16 protein-coding genes and 1 tRNA gene are annotated in these 13,149 nt (G+C 69.3%); 7 read left to right on the plus strand and 10 right to left on the minus strand.

The features are described 5' to 3' along the window. A partial coding sequence (locus tag CQZ88_RS28490; RefSeq protein WP_258008859.1) for a fatty acid desaturase occupies positions 1-906 on the minus strand: 906 nt, incomplete at its 3' end. A 66-nt stretch (positions 907-972) separates the two neighbouring features. Continuing rightward, positions 973-1,101: a hypothetical protein gene (locus tag CQZ88_RS32140; protein WP_006945579.1), complete on the minus strand. Its 129-nt coding sequence runs from the start codon at positions 1,099-1,101 to the stop codon at positions 973-975. Between the two features lie 114 nt (positions 1,102-1,215). On the opposite strand from CQZ88_RS32140, the gene CQZ88_RS28495 reads away from it, so the two are divergent. After that, positions 1,216-1,938: a TetR/AcrR family transcriptional regulator C-terminal domain-containing protein gene (locus CQZ88_RS28495; RefSeq protein ID WP_251550171.1), complete on the plus strand. Its 723-nt coding sequence runs from the start codon at positions 1,216-1,218 to the stop codon at positions 1,936-1,938. A 20-nt stretch (positions 1,939-1,958) separates the two neighbouring features. Here CQZ88_RS28495 and CQZ88_RS28500 read toward each other — a convergent pair whose 3' ends face one another. The 3 genes from CQZ88_RS28500 to CQZ88_RS28510 form a co-directional block, all read right to left on the minus strand. Further along, positions 1,959-2,429, minus strand: a complete 471-nt coding sequence (locus CQZ88_RS28500) for a DUF5994 family protein (RefSeq protein ID WP_006945575.1) — start codon at positions 2,427-2,429, stop codon at positions 1,959-1,961. A gap of 196 nt (positions 2,430-2,625) precedes the next feature. Continuing rightward, positions 2,626-2,699 (minus strand) — tRNA-Pro (locus CQZ88_RS28505). Positions 2,700-2,753: 54 nt separating this feature from the next. Next, positions 2,754-3,707 carry a metallophosphoesterase gene (locus tag CQZ88_RS28510; protein WP_102800625.1) on the minus strand — a complete coding sequence of 318 codons (954 nt, stop codon included), beginning with the start codon at positions 3,705-3,707 and terminating at the stop codon, positions 2,754-2,756. A gap of 65 nt (positions 3,708-3,772) precedes the next feature. On the opposite strand from CQZ88_RS28510, the gene CQZ88_RS28515 reads away from it, so the two are divergent. Next, positions 3,773-4,249: a GatB/YqeY domain-containing protein gene (locus CQZ88_RS28515; RefSeq protein WP_006945572.1), complete on the plus strand. Its 477-nt coding sequence runs from the start codon at positions 3,773-3,775 to the stop codon at positions 4,247-4,249. A 43-nt stretch (positions 4,250-4,292) separates the two neighbouring features. Here the strand turns inward: CQZ88_RS28515 and CQZ88_RS28520 are convergent, their stop codons facing one another. Next, entirely contained in the window at positions 4,293-6,644 is a 2,352-nt protein-coding gene (locus CQZ88_RS28520; RefSeq protein WP_102800626.1) for a penicillin-binding protein, read from the minus strand. Between the two features lie 301 nt (positions 6,645-6,945). On the opposite strand from CQZ88_RS28520, the gene CQZ88_RS28525 reads away from it, so the two are divergent. Next, entirely contained in the window at positions 6,946-7,269 is a 324-nt protein-coding gene (locus CQZ88_RS28525) for a WhiB family transcriptional regulator (protein WP_026137870.1), read from the plus strand. Between the two features lie 25 nt (positions 7,270-7,294). On the opposite strand, the gene CQZ88_RS28530 is transcribed toward CQZ88_RS28525, so the two are convergent. Further along, positions 7,295-8,434 carry an ArsA family ATPase gene (locus CQZ88_RS28530; RefSeq protein ID WP_006945569.1) on the minus strand — a complete coding sequence of 380 codons (1,140 nt, stop codon included), beginning with the start codon at positions 8,432-8,434 and terminating at the stop codon, positions 7,295-7,297. Further along, complete coding sequence (locus tag CQZ88_RS28535) at positions 8,431-9,444, minus strand: ArsA-related P-loop ATPase (RefSeq protein ID WP_006945568.1); 1,014 nt, start codon at positions 9,442-9,444, stop codon at positions 8,431-8,433. The genes CQZ88_RS28530 and CQZ88_RS28535 overlap by 4 nt, the downstream gene beginning before the upstream one ends. A 42-nt stretch (positions 9,445-9,486) precedes the next feature. Between CQZ88_RS28535 and CQZ88_RS28540 the strand changes: the two genes are divergently transcribed. The 3 genes from CQZ88_RS28540 (at position 9,487) to CQZ88_RS28550 (ending at position 10,992) form a co-directional block, all read left to right on the plus strand. Continuing rightward, on the plus strand, positions 9,487-9,651 hold the full coding sequence (locus CQZ88_RS28540) for a DUF4177 domain-containing protein (RefSeq protein ID WP_006945567.1): 165 nt from the start codon (positions 9,487-9,489) through the stop codon (positions 9,649-9,651). 5 nt (positions 9,652-9,656) lie between these two features. After that, positions 9,657-10,136, plus strand: a complete 480-nt coding sequence (locus CQZ88_RS28545; protein ID WP_006945565.1) for a RidA family protein — start codon at positions 9,657-9,659, stop codon at positions 10,134-10,136. Between the two features lie 67 nt (positions 10,137-10,203). Beyond that, the gene (locus CQZ88_RS28550) at positions 10,204-10,992 is read left to right on the plus strand and encodes an MBL fold metallo-hydrolase (protein WP_102800627.1); all 789 of its coding nucleotides are present in this window, start codon (positions 10,204-10,206) and stop codon (positions 10,990-10,992) included. 62 nt (positions 10,993-11,054) lie between these two features. Here CQZ88_RS28550 and CQZ88_RS28555 read toward each other — a convergent pair whose 3' ends face one another. After that, the gene (locus CQZ88_RS28555) at positions 11,055-11,729 is read right to left on the minus strand and encodes a Crp/Fnr family transcriptional regulator (RefSeq protein ID WP_003935274.1); all 675 of its coding nucleotides are present in this window, start codon (positions 11,727-11,729) and stop codon (positions 11,055-11,057) included. Positions 11,730-11,927: 198 nt separating this feature from the next. Then, positions 11,928-12,197: a hypothetical protein gene (locus CQZ88_RS28560; protein ID WP_029547213.1), complete on the minus strand. Its 270-nt coding sequence runs from the start codon at positions 12,195-12,197 to the stop codon at positions 11,928-11,930. A gap of 72 nt (positions 12,198-12,269) precedes the next feature. On the opposite strand from CQZ88_RS28560, the gene nth reads away from it, so the two are divergent. Further along, positions 12,270-13,064, plus strand: a complete 795-nt coding sequence (gene nth, locus CQZ88_RS28565; protein WP_037201375.1) for an endonuclease III — start codon at positions 12,270-12,272, stop codon at positions 13,062-13,064. Positions 13,065-13,149: the final 85 nt, after the last annotated feature.

Consider the following 13,149-nt stretch of genomic DNA (forward strand, 5'->3'; position numbering starts at 1 on the left):
ATGCTCGATCTGGTAGCAGAGGTTACCGCTCATGAAGGCCATCACCGGGCCGGCGTGGAAATTGGCGCTTCCGAGCATCTGCCGGAGATACCATTCCGCCCTTGTCTCGCGCTCGAGCTCGACGAGGGTGAACTTCTCGGCGCCGTCCGGAAAGTGCCCGCAGAAGATCACCACGTACGACCACAGGTTCCGGAGCAGATTCGCGGCCAGGCCGGCCGTCAGGGTGCGCCGCCAGCGACGACCGCTGAGGGCGGGGAAGACCAGGTAGTCCTTGAGTGATTGGCGGACAACCTTTCCCAGCAGTGCCCGGTTGTGGTCGGTCTTCTCGGCCGCGCTGCCGGCGTGCTCGTTCACGGAGTGCAGACCGTGCAGTGCGATTCCCCACTCGAATGTGGTTGCCAACAGCAGGTTTCGCAGCGGTTGCGCCAGATTGCCCGGATGCCAAGGCTGGTCGCGGGTGATCCGGATGACGCCGAAGCCGAGGTCGTCGTCCATGCCGACGACGTTGTTGAAGACGTGGTGGCGGTAGTTGTGGGAGTACCGCCACTGTGAGGAGAGCCCGGCCATGTCCCATTCCCACGTGGTGGAGTGGATCTCCGGGTCGTTCATCCAGTCCCATTGCCCGTGCGAGACGTTGTGGCCGATCTCCATGTTCTCCACGATCTTGGCCCCGGCGAGGGCCGTCACCCCCAGCGCCCACCCGGCCGGCGCCTTGCTGGCGCATATCATCAACCGCGCAGCGACATCCAGCGCACGTTGGAATGCGATCGTGCGCCGGATGTAGGCGGCGTCCGCCGCGCCGAGCGACTCGGTGACGTCCCGGCGGATCCCGTTCAGCTCGGTGCTCAGCGCCTCGACGTCTTCCGCGGTGAGGTGCGCATATTCCTTGATGTCGGAGATCGCCATCGTGTTCTTTCCGTATCGAGTCCGCAACGTGCGATGCCGGATTCGGCCCCGCACGGCAGGACTGAATCAGTAGTGGTTGCGGCGGCTTGCCACGGCGTACTCCGTGGAGTCGGGTGCCCGCTCGCTGTCGCTCGGCCCTCCGGGCCCGACGATCACGGCAGCGAGCAGGGGGTTCGGTCGCAGAACGTCGATCATGGCGGCCTCCGGGCCTGGGGTGTAGACCCAGTCAACACCCGCAGCACTCGAGGTGTCAACACTGTAGACCTACAGCATAGGGCTACAGTGGAGGCGAACGGAGAGGAGTCCGTGATGCCGAAGGTTCCTGCGGGCCGCTCGATCGGATTCGACGACGGCAGGTCCGGCAGGAACACTCGAGCCCGGGAATTGATCCTTGCGTCTGCGCTCGCGATCATCGATCGCGACGGCGTCGAGGGGCTTTCGATGCGCCGCCTCGGCAAGGCTCTCGGCCGGGATCCGATGACCCTCTACCGTCACGCGCCGAACAAGGCCGCCCTCCTCGACGGAGTTGCCGAAATCGTCCTCGAGCAACTGGTCGTCGACCCCCGCGACGGCGACTGGGAAGATCAACTACGCACGGTTGCAAGGGATTTCCGGCAACTTGCCCTCGACCACCCGCACGTGGTTCCGTTGCTGGTCACCCGCCCCCTGTCCACACCCCTCGCGCTGCGGCCGCTCGGCACGCTGCGTCCGCTCGAAGGCATCCTGACCTTGCTCACCCGGGCCGGATTCTCCGCGGCCGAGGCGTTACACGTCTACCGGGCCTTGTTCGGATTCCTCCACGGTCACGTCCTCGACGAGCTGCAGGAACTCGTCGAGCAGCCCGAGGAGTCCGACGACCTGCTCCGCCTGGGACTGCATCGCCTGCCGATCGACGAATTCCCACTCCTGCGCAGTCTCGCGCCGATACTGGCCTCCTACGACGGCGCCGCCGAATTCGAACGCGGCCTCGACCTCTTCTTCTCCGGCCTGAGGGCAACACTGGACGCCGGGGGCGGCCGGCCGTCCGGATGAGCCGCCGGCGCCGGCCGGACCTACGAATCCGCCAGCGTGCGCATGATGCCGTAGGCGTGATCCGGTTCGGTGTCGGGGGACAGGAGTACCAGCACGAGTTGGGTGCCGTTGCATCCGAGGAAGTACATCGTGTGCGGTGGTTGTCCGGGTGCCGGCTCGCGCAGTGCGATACCGCCGGAGTCGAGGTCGAACTCGTCGATTCGCTTTCGCGATATCTGCAGGGCGTTCCAGTCGAAGCAGACCCGGGCAACGGGGCCGAGTCGCAGGGTGAGCGCGGAGATCAGGTCGTCCAGCTCATCGGTGAGGTTCGCGGTCCAGGGGAACCACGAGCCGTCGATCGGGGACGGTGGTGCCGAGTTCGGCCGGAGCAGGAAGCGGGGAGTCTGGGTCGGGGTGGGAAATCGAGCAGGGGGGCGGTGCGACGGTACGGGGCGCTCGGGCGGGCCGGAGCGATTCCCGTTGCTGTGGGTGATGGCGTGGTTGTGCGTCATGAGACGCTCCTTGCGCGGCCTCGAGGAGGCCGACTTGTCACCGGGAGGCGTCGAGCCGGGCGCTCGAGGCGGGGAACGTGCCGGTCTGCTCACCGTACTTCACGATCGCGTCGGGCGCGTCGTGCCGAGACCCGGAGAACGGGACCGGGGCCCCTTCTCCGGATGGAGAAGGGGCCCCGGTCAGGTCCTTCACGAGTCGGGGTGGCGGGATTCGAACCCACGACCTCTTCGTCCCGAACGAAGCGCGCTACCAAGCTGCGCCACACCCCGTTTCGAACCTCGGTTAGCTTACAGCACGATCGGGGTGACGGTTAAATCGCCTGGTCAGTGCGGTGAAAACGTGCTCCGGGTGCCCGCGTCCGCGGTGCTGCGAGCCTGCTCGCGGGGGGCCGGGATCAGCGTCAGCAGCGTCGCCTCGGGCCGGCACCAGAACCGGGCGGGGGCCGTCGGCGACGTGCCGATGCCCGCCGACACGTGCAACCGCATGTGCGAGCCCCAGCGTGACACGCCCTTGACCCGCGACCGGTCCAGCCCGCAATTGGTCACCAGCGCGCCGACCAGCGGCAGGCACAGTTGGCCCCCGTGGGTGTGGCCCGCCAGCACGAGGTCGTAGCCGTCGTCCGCGAACCGGTCCAGCACGCGCGGCTCGGGGGAGTGGGTCAGCCCCAGCCGCAGATCCGCCGCCGGGTTCGCCGGACCCGCGACGGTGTCGTACCGGTCCCGGTCGATGTGCGGGTCGTCGACACCGGCCGCGCTGACGCGCACCCCGGCGATCTCGAGTTCGCGGTGCACGTGCGTGACGTCGAGCCAGCCGCGCTCGCTGAACGCGGCGCGCAGATCGCTCCAGGGCAGCGGCACGCCGTGTACGCGCTCGTGGTCGCGGTCGAAGTACTTCAGCGGGTTCTTCACCCGGGGCCCGAAGTAGTCGTTGCTGCCGAAGACGAACAGCCCCGGCCGGGCGAGCAGACCGCCGAGCGCCTGCACGACGGCGGGCACAGCCTTCGGATGCGCAAGGTTGTCGCCGGTGTTGACCACGAGGTCGGGTTCGAGGCGATCGAGTTCGCGGAGCCAGTTCTGCTTGAGCCGCTGCCCGGGCGTCATGTGGATGTCGCTCAGGTGCAGCACGCGCAGCGTCGAGGCGTCCGGCGCAAGGACCGGGAGCGTCACCTCCCGCAGGGCGAAGGCGTTGCGCTCGATGAGCGTCGCGTAGCCGAGGCCCAGGGCGGCGGCACCGGCCGCACCGATCGCGGCACGTCGAAGAGTGGGAACGTCTGGCACGTCTCCAGCGTACCGCCGGGGCTCGTCCGCGCACGGGTTCGCGGGGCGCCGCGTAGCGTCGAGGCATGTCCGACACCACGTCCTCGCTCAAGTCCACGCTCCGCGCCGACCTCACGGCCGCGATGAAGGACAAGGATCCGCTGCGGATCACCACGCTGCGCATGCTGCTTGCCGCGATCCAGACCGAGGAGGTCGCCGGCAAGCAGGCGCGCGAGCTCACCGACGAGGACGTCGTGACGGTGCTCGCGCGCGAGGCGAAGAAGCGCGGCGAGGCTGCCGAGGTGTATACCGAGAACGGTCGCGGCGAACTGGCGGCCAAGGAGCACGCCGAGGCCCGCATCATCGACGAGTACCTGCCGACGCCGCTCACCGACGCCGAACTGGCCGACGTCGCGGATACCGCCATCGCGCAGGTCGCCGAGGAGATCGGGGAGCGGCCCGGGCCGCGGCAGATGGGTCAGGTCATGAAGGCCGCGACCGCGATCGCCGCCGGGAAGGCCGACGGCAAGCGCCTGTCCGCCGCCGTCAAGTCGCGCCTGTAGCCGAAGACCCCGTCCGGTCGTCGCGCGACCGGACGGGTGACGGTCATCGTCCCGGGATGGGTGCCGGCGCGGCCGGCACCGTCGTGTCCGGCACCTGGCTCTCGGTCGGTCGGCCGGGGGTCGCGCTCGGGCTCGGTGGCGCGGCGCGCACCGAGCCGTCGCTGACGAAGATCGTCACCGTGGACCCCGGGACGGCCGACCCGGACGGGGAGACCGAGGCGACGGTGCCGCTGCGGCCCTCCGCCTTGACCGTCGTCTCCGTCACCTGGAAGCCGGCGTCGATCAGCCGTTGGCTCGCCTGCTGACGGTTCAGACCCACGACGTTGGGCACCTGGGCATTGCCGGCGCCGCGCACGTACTTCTGGTCCGCGGGCGGCAACTCGGTGGGCCCGAACTTGTTCGCGACGGGCAGCAGTGCCGTGAACCAGGTGCGGGCCGGCTCGGTGCCGCCGAACAGATTGCCGTCGGAGCACGGGCGCACGGGTCCGCTGCAGATCTGCCCCGGTGTGGGGGAGTCGCCGTAGGTGTAGACCGCCCCGGCCAGGTTGTTCGTGAACCCGACGAACGCCGACGACATGTGCGACTCGGTCGTTCCGGTCTTCGCCGCCACCGGCAGGTTCCAGCCCACCGATCCGGCCGCACCGGACGCCGTACCACCGCCCGCGGTGTCCTTGCTCAGGGCGGTGGCGAGGGTGTCGGCCAGCCCCGGTTCGACGACCTGCTCGCACGCCTGCTGGGTGATCGGCACGGGCTTGCCGTCGCGGTCGAACACGGCGTCGATCGGCGTCGGCGGGCACCACTTGCCGTGCGAGGCCAGCGTGGCGGCGACGTTCGACAGCTCCAGCGGGTTCACCCAGGTGGGGCCGAGCGTGAACGAGCCGAGGTGCTGGGCCTTCTGCATGTCGACCATGCTCTGCTCGCCGAAGCCGGACGTGTTGGGCTGCGCGTACGAGCGCAGGCCCAGCCGCACCGACATGTCGACGACCGCGTCCACACCGGTGGCCTCGATCAGCTTGACGAAGGCGGTGTTGGGGGACTGTGCGAGCGCGTCCGGCACCGACAGCTTCGCCGGGTACGGTGCGGCGTTCTCGACGCAGTAGGTGGCCGGCGGGCATCCGGGGGCACCGCCGTCGCCGAGGCCGCGGGCGTTGTAGCGGGACGGCACGTCCAGCACGGCGCTGGTGCCGAGGCCCTTCTCCATCGCCGCCGCGACGGTGAAGATCTTGAACACCGAGCCGGCGCCGTGACCGGTCAGCGAGTACGGCTGCGGCTGCACCGTCTGCGAGGCCCCGCCGTCGAGGCCGTACACGCGGCTCGACCCCATCGCCAGGACGCGGGGCGAATCCTCCCCGGGCCGGATCACGTTCATCACCGTCGCGACGTCATCGACGGTCGGGCTGGTGAACCTGTCCAGCGACGATTTGACCGAGCCCTGGATCTCGGGGTCGAGCGTGGTGCGGATCAGGTACCCGCCCTTGTCGATCTGCTCGCGCGACAACCCGGCCTCGGCCAGGTACTGCAGGGCGTACTCACAGAAGAACCCGCGGTCGCCCGCCGCGATGCAGCCGCGCGGCAGGGTCTTCGGCTCGGGCAGGACGCCGAGCGGCTGCTCCTTCGCGGCCCGGATCTCGGCGGCGCGCTCGGGGATGTTCTGGATCATCGTGTCGAGCACGACGTTGCGTCGCGCCAGCACGCCGTCCGGATTGGTGTACGGGTTCAGCGCGGAGCTGGACTGCACCATGCCGGCGAGCATCGCGGACTGGGTGACGTTCAGATCCTTCGCGTCGATGCCGAAGTACGTCTGGGCGGCGTCCTGCACGCCGAAGGACCCGTTCCCGAACGGCACGAGGTTCAGGTAGCGGGTGAGGATCTCGTCCTTGGTCAGCTCGTCGTCGAGCGTCAGCGCCATCCGGATCTCCCGGATCTTGCGCGCGGGCGTCGTCTCGATCGCCGCGCGCCGCTCGGCGTCGGTCTTGGCGACCACGTGGAGCAGGTAGTTCTTCACGTACTGCTGGTCGATCGTGGACGCGCCCTGCTCGACCTGACCGCTGGTGGTGTTGGTGAGGAAGGCGCGGATCGTGCCCTGCCAGTCCACGCCCTGGTGTTCGGCGAAGCGTTTGTCCTCGATGGAGACGATGGCGAGTTTCATCTCGTTGGAGATCTGGTCGCTCGGCACCTCGAACCGGCGCTGGTCGTAGAGCCAGGCGATGGGGGTACCCGCCGCATCGGTCATCGTGGTGACCGCCGGCACCACACCCTCGACGAGTTCGGCGGAACTGTTGTCCACCGTGTCCGCGGCGCGGTTCGACACGTAGCCGAAGCCTCCGGCCGCCGGGAACATCACACCGGCCAGCAGGACTCCGCCCAGTGCCGTGCATCCTGCGAGCTTCGCCACCGTTTTTCCGATCGACACGTCTACACAGTACGTGCCACCCCGGGGCGCAGACCCCGGCGCACGCGTTCCCGTGTGTGCGTTGCGCTGGCAAAAGCCCTCCGACGTGCAGTGATGCACGGGCGTACCAGAAAAGTGTTTCTCCGCCTTGCATCCGGGGAAGTCTTTACCTAGATTGAGTCCTCAGTGTGATGCAGATAACACCTGAATAGGAATGTGGTGCAGATCCGTCGTGCTACGCCGCCGATTCTGCGCGCCTTCCAGGACCCCGTGACACGGCGTTCGGAGAGTAAGGGGCAACTGAATGCACATGACCACCCCGATGGCCCGGCTCGACGTAGACCAAGCAGAAGCACGCATCGCATGGGTATCGAAAGCCCGATGCCGTGAAGTGGACCCCGATCAGTTGTTCGTCCGCGGCGCCGCCCAGCGCAAGGCCGCAGTCATCTGCCGGCACTGCCCGGTGATGCTGCAGTGCGGCGCCGACGCCCTCGACAACCGCGTCGAATTCGGCGTGTGGGGCGGGATGACCGAACGTCAGCGCCGGGCGCTGCTCAAGCAGCACCCCGAAGTCGACTCCTGGGCCGACTTCTTCGAAGCGCAGCGTCAGCACCAGAACGCCGTCTGACCGCGCACCCCCGAGACCCGCGAGGTTACGCCTCGCGGGTCATCTGATCCGCGACGGCGCGCAGCCCGTCGAGGTCCGAGACCTCGAACGGCAGCGACGGCACGCCGACGACCGGAACCCGCGGGTGCGCACTCGTGAACCGGGCCAGCAGCCGCAGCTCCCGCTTCGCCGTCACCGCCCGGTGGGCATGGACCCGGAGCACGGCCTCGGCCGGCGCGGTCTCCTTCCGTCCCTGCTCCTCGAGCAGATCCGCCGCGGTCAGGGCGTGGTCGGCCGGCAGCGGGCACAGCGTGGGATGCGTGCGGTTGAGGATCAGACCCGCGAGCGGCATGCGGTCCTCGGAGAGCCGCTCGACGAAGAACGACGCCTCGCGCAGCGCATCCGGTTCGGCCGCGGCCACCACCATGAAGTGGGTGCCCGGCTGCTGCAGCAACTGGTACGTGCGGTTGGCCCGCTCCCGGAACCCGCCGAACATCGAATCGAGTGACTGCACGAAAGCCGAGGCATCCGAGAGCATCTGGCTGCCGACGATCGTGGAGACCGCCTTCAGGGCCAGGCCCATCGCGCCCGTGACCAGCCGCCCGAGCCCGCGGCCCGGCGCGGTGAACAACCGGATCATCCGGCCGTCCAGGAACGCCCCGAGCCGCTGCGGTGCATCGAGGAAGTCCAGCGCGTTCCGCGACGGCGGGGTGTCGACCACGATCAGATCCCACGTGTCGCTCGCCGCGAGCTGCCCGAGCTTCTCCATCGCCATGTACTCCTGCGTGCCGGAGAACGACGAGGCCACCGTCTGGTAGAAGGGGTTGTCGAGGATCTGCTGCGCCTTCTCCGGTGCCGAGTGCTCGAGCACCATGTCGTCGAAGGTGCGGCGCATGTTCAGCATCATCGCGTGCAGCTCGCCCTTCGCGTCCGGCCCCAGCTGCACGAGTTGCGGGCTGTTGTCGAGGGCCTGCACGCCCAGCGCCTGTGCCAGCCGCCGAGCCGGATCGATCGTCAGCACCACGACGTTGCGGCCCTGCTCGGCCGCACGCAGGGCCAGCGCCGCCGCGGTCGTCGTCTTGCCGACCCCGCCCGCGCCGGTGCACACGATGATGCGCGACGAGGGGTCGGCGAGGATGGATCGGACGTCGAGCGGGGGCGCGTGGTGCGCCCGCGGCGCGGTCACCGCACGCCCTGTTCGCCGAGCTGCTCGGCGAGTTCGTACAGCCCGCCGAGATCCACGCCGTCCGCCAGCGCGGGCAGGTGCATTCGTGCCACGTTCACCTCGTCGAGTTGGGCGGCGCTGACCTGCTGCGCCTGCAGGGTGGATGCGTACTCGATCGTCTCGGTCAGCAGACCCGCGAAGTCCTCGTCGCCGAGGGCGACCCCGGCGCGGTCGAGCCCCTCGCGTACCGCCTCCGCGTCGATCCGGCCGGCGGCGGCCTCGTCGACCATCTCCTCGGGCAGGAAGTCGGGGGCGGTGCGGTTGACGATCACCGTGCCCAGCCGCAGGTCCGCCGCGAGCAGCTCGGCCACCGCGTCGGCGGTCTCCTGGACCGGCAGCGCCTCGAGCAGCGTGACCAGGTGGACCATCGTCTCGTCGGAGTGCAGCAGCCGCACCACACCCTCGCTCTGCGACCGGATCGGACCCGACTTGGCAAGGTCGGCCATCGCCTTGGTCACGTCGAGGAAGCTGCCGATGCGTCCCGTCGGCGGGGAGTCCACCACGACCACGTCGTACACGGGTTCGCCGGTGCGGTCGGTACGCACCACGGTCTCCTTGATCTTGCCGGTGAGGATCACGTCCCGCAGGCCCGGCGCCAGCGTGGTCGCGAACTCGATCGCACCGATCCGGCGCATCGCCCGTCCCGCGAACCCGAGGTTGTAGAACATGTCCAGGTACTCGAGGAAGGCCGTCTCGATGTCGATGGCGAGGGCATATACGGCGCCGCCGCTATCCGTCGTGGCGATCTTGGTCTCGACCGGCGGAAGCGGCGGCACGTCGAACAGCTGCGCGATGCCCTGCCGTCCCTCGACCTCTACGAGCAGCACCTTGCGGCCGCCCGCCGCCAGGGCCAGGGCCAGCGCCCCCGCGACGGTCGACTTACCGGTACCGCCCTTGCCCGAGACGAAGTGCAGCCGCGCCTGCGCGGCCGTCGCCGGCCAGACGTCGTGTTCAGCAGTCGTTGATGCCACGACGTCGAGCCTATAAGTCCGGTGCGCATATAGGGTCGAGACATGAGCGAATTGACAACGTGGGAGTACGCGACGGTGCCCCTGCTGACCCATGCCACGAAGCAGATCCTGGACACGTGGGGAGCCGACGGCTGGGAACTCGTGTCGGTGCTCCCGGGACCCACCGGCGAGCAGCACGTCGCCTACCTCAAGCGCCCGAAGGGCTGAGCCGCGTGGCAGCAGAGGATTCCGCGGGGCGGACCTGGACGGCGCGGCTCGCCGAACTGGGTCTGAGCCTGCCGCCGGTGGCGGCACCCGTCGCCGCCTACGTTCCCGCCGTCCGCACCGGTGACCACGTCTACACCTCGGGGCAGCTGCCGTTCGTCGACGGCACGCTCGGTCTCGTCGGCAAGGTGGGCGCCGACGTCTCGGCCGAGGCCGCCAAGTCCGCGGCGCGTATCGCCGCGCTCAACGCGCTGGCCGCGCTGGACGGCCTCGTCGGCATCGACAACCTCGTCCGCATCGTGAAGGTCGTGGGCTTCGTCGCCTCGGCGGAGGGCTTCACCGGCCAGCCGGGTGTGATCAACGGCGCGTCCGAACTCCTCGGTGAGGTGTTCGGGGAGGCGGGCGTGCACGCCCGCTCCGCCGTCGGCGTGGCCGAACTGCCGCTCGGCGCTCCCGTCGAGGTCGAGATCATCGCCGAGGTGCGCTGACGGGCGCGGGGTGAGCCGGATCTAGAGTGGGACGCACCCCACACCTTCCGACGGAGGAGGCCGGATCATGACGCTGGTTCACCCCGCGTACGCGCAGTTGCGACAGGTCACCACCAATGCCGCGGTGGTGCTGGCGGAGAACCCGTCGATGATGACGCTCGACGGCACCAACACCTGGATCCTGCGGGCGCCCGGCAGCGACGAGTGCGTCGTGGTCGATCCGGGCCCGCTCGACGAGGCGCACCTCGCGCGCGTCGCCCGGGTGCCCGTGGCGCTGACCCTGGTCAGCCACCGGCACGGCGACCACACCGACGGCGCCGGACGGTTCGCCGAACTCACCGGCAGCGCGGTGCGGGCCGTGGACGCCCGGCACCGGCACGGCGGGGGAGCGGGCCTGGCCGACGGCGAGGTGATCGAGGCGGCCGGACTGCGTATCCGGGTACTCGCCACGCCGGGTCACACGGCGGACTCGCTGTCCTTCGTCCTCGAGGACGACCGCAGCGTGCTCACCGCCGACACCATCCTCGGTCGGGGCACCACCGTCCTCGACGACTCCGACGGCGACCTCGGGGACTACCTCGGGTCGCTGCGCCGGCTGATCGACCTCGGCGCCGGCTACACCGTTCTGCCCGGGCACGGACCGGACCTGCCCGACCTGGAGACCATCGCCCGCGGCTACCTCGACCATCGGGAGGAGCGGCTCGACCAGGTGCGGGCCGCGCTGCGGGTGCTGGGGGACGACGCCACGCCGCGGTCCGTCGTCGAGCACGTGTATGCCGACGTGGACCCGTCGCTATGGCCGGTCGCGGAGAAGTCGGTCAACGTCCAGCTCGAGTACCTGCGCAGCTTCGCCTGACCTCCCGAACGATCGAGGCCGGTGCATCGACGATGCACCGGCCTCGATTCGTGGAACGGGTGTTACCGCGCGCGGCGGGCGAGGCGCTCCGAGTCGGAGATGAGCACGCTCTTGCCCTCGAGCCGCAGCCAGCCGCGGTGGGCGAAGTCGGCGAGCGCCTTGTTCACGGTTTCGCGGGAGGCGCCGACGAGCTGTGCGATCTCCTCCTGGGTCAGGTCGTGCGTGACGCGCAGCGCGCCCGCCTCCTGGGTGCCGAACCGCTGCGCGAGCTGCAGCAGAGCCTTCGCGACGCGACCGGGCACGTCGGTGAAGATCAGGTCGGCCAGGTTGTTGTTGGTGCGGCGCAGACGGCGCGCGAGCACGCGCAACAGCTGCTCCGCGATCTCCGGGCGCTGGTCGATCCAGGCCTTGAGGGCGTCGCGGTCCATGCTCACGGCCCGGACCTCGGTCACGGTCGTGGCGGTGGAGGTACGCGGGCCCGGGTCGAAGATCGACAGCTCACCGAACATGTCGGACGGGCCCATGATGGTCAGCAGGTTCTCGCGGCCGTCCGGCGAGCGGCGGCCGAGCTTCACCTTGCCGGAGACGATGATGTACAGGCGGTCGCCCGGCTCACCCTCGTTGAAGATGACATGTCCGCGGGGGAAATCGACCGGCTGAAGCTCTTTGACCAGCGCCGCAACCGCCGAGGGTTCGACTCCTTGGAAGATGCCTGCTCTGGCCAGGACGTCGTCCACGTGCGCTCCTTTGGGGAAAATTCTCGTCGTCATGCTGCCGGGTCTGCACGACGTCCACGGGCGCCCGGACAGGCCACCTGCAACGCGTACGGAAACGAAGTCTACTGTGCGCGCACTCGGCATGAGTGATTGACACCACGACAGCTGCCGTGCCGTTCCTGCAGCAACGCCCACGCATCCTACCGATGCGTCCCGAAATCAGCTCGCGCGGCGCGCTCCCATGTCGGACTCCGCATCGTCGAGCTCCATGACGAGGACCCGCCGCCGACGGCGGTGGAACCGGGCGAGAGCGTGGGGGAATCCCTCCCTGGCCAGGGTGGCGACGTCGTCGTGGCTCGCCTTGTCGAGGAACTCCTCGACCTCCTGCTGGCGAACGGACAGACGGCTCAGCCGGGACTCGACCCGCTCCATCGCCAATGCGAACAGCATGAGCAGCACGGGGAAGAGTACGACAGCAAGAGCTTGCATACCGGGAAGTAAACACAAGAAAGGTCTCAGAAGCGACACAGCGCCGAATCCGCGACCGGCCGGGTACGTACAGTGGAGCAGGTGCATGCGACCCCGTCCGAGAGTCCCGACGTGCGCCGACGACGCGTGTCCGGAGGCGAGCGGAAACCCGAGAGCAGGCTCGCCCTGGTGCGGCGGGCCCGCCGCATGAACCGGCGGCTCGCCGAGGCGTTCCCCCACGTGTACTGCGAACTCGACTTCACCACGCCGCTCGAGCTGGCGGTCGCCACGATCCTGTCCGCGCAGTGCACCGACGTGCGGGTCAACCAGGTCACCCCGGCCCTGTTCGCCCGCTACCCGGACGCCCGCGCCTACGCGGAGGCCGACCGGGCCGAGCTCGAGGAGTACATCCGGCCCACCGGTTTCTACCGCAACAAGGCCAACTCCCTGATCGGCCTCGGACAGGCCCTGCTCGAGCGGTTCGACGGCGAGGTACCGCGCCGCCTCGAGGATCTCGTCACACTTCCCGGATTCGGCCGCAAGACCGCCAACGTGGTCCTCGGCAACGCGTTCGACATCCCCGGCATCACCGTCGACACCCACTTCCAGCGTCTCGTGCACCGCTGGAAGTGGACCGAGGAAACCGACCCCGTCAAGATCGAACACGCCGTCGGCGCGCTCGTCGACCGCAAGGAATGGACCCTGCTCTCGCACCGGGTGATCTTCCACGGCCGGCGCGTCTGCCACGCCCGCAAACCCGCCTGCGGCATCTGCGTGCTGGCCAAGGACTGCCCGTCCTACGGCATCGGACCCACCGACCCCGTGACCGCCGCCGCGCTGGTGAAGGGACCGGAGACCGAGCACCTGCTCGAACTGGCCGGACGGTGACCCGGTGCAACTGACCCGCGCAGGCCGCTGGAGCCTGGTGGCCCTCGTCGTCGTGGTGGCCCTGATCGTCGCGATCTGGCCCCGC

Source organism: Rhodococcus sp. ENV425, assembly GCF_002887785.1.
Taxonomy (GTDB): Bacteria; Actinomycetota; Actinomycetes; order Mycobacteriales; family Mycobacteriaceae; genus Rhodococcus; species Rhodococcus aetherivorans.

Bases quoted from the DNA above. Each gene is read 5' to 3' on its own strand.
- CQZ88_RS28540 (WP_006945567.1), top strand. From the start codon at position 9,487: ATGAGCGAATTGACAACGTGGGAGTACGCGACGGTGCCCCTGCTGACC.
- CQZ88_RS28500 (WP_006945575.1), bottom strand. From the start codon at position 2,429: ATGACGCACAACCACGCCATCACCCACAGCAACGGGAATCGCTCCGGC.
- CQZ88_RS28495 (WP_251550171.1), top strand. From the start codon at position 1,216: ATGCCGAAGGTTCCTGCGGGCCGCTCGATCGGATTCGACGACGGCAGG.
- CQZ88_RS32140 (WP_006945579.1), bottom strand. From the start codon at position 1,101: ATGATCGACGTTCTGCGACCGAACCCCCTGCTCGCTGCCGTGATCGTC.
- CQZ88_RS28560 (WP_029547213.1), bottom strand. From the start codon at position 12,197: ATGCAAGCTCTTGCTGTCGTACTCTTCCCCGTGCTGCTCATGCTGTTC.
- CQZ88_RS28515 (WP_006945572.1), top strand. From the start codon at position 3,773: ATGTCCGACACCACGTCCTCGCTCAAGTCCACGCTCCGCGCCGACCTC.
- CQZ88_RS28550 (WP_102800627.1), top strand. From the start codon at position 10,204: ATGACGCTGGTTCACCCCGCGTACGCGCAGTTGCGACAGGTCACCACC.
- CQZ88_RS28525 (WP_026137870.1), top strand. From the start codon at position 6,946: ATGCACATGACCACCCCGATGGCCCGGCTCGACGTAGACCAAGCAGAA.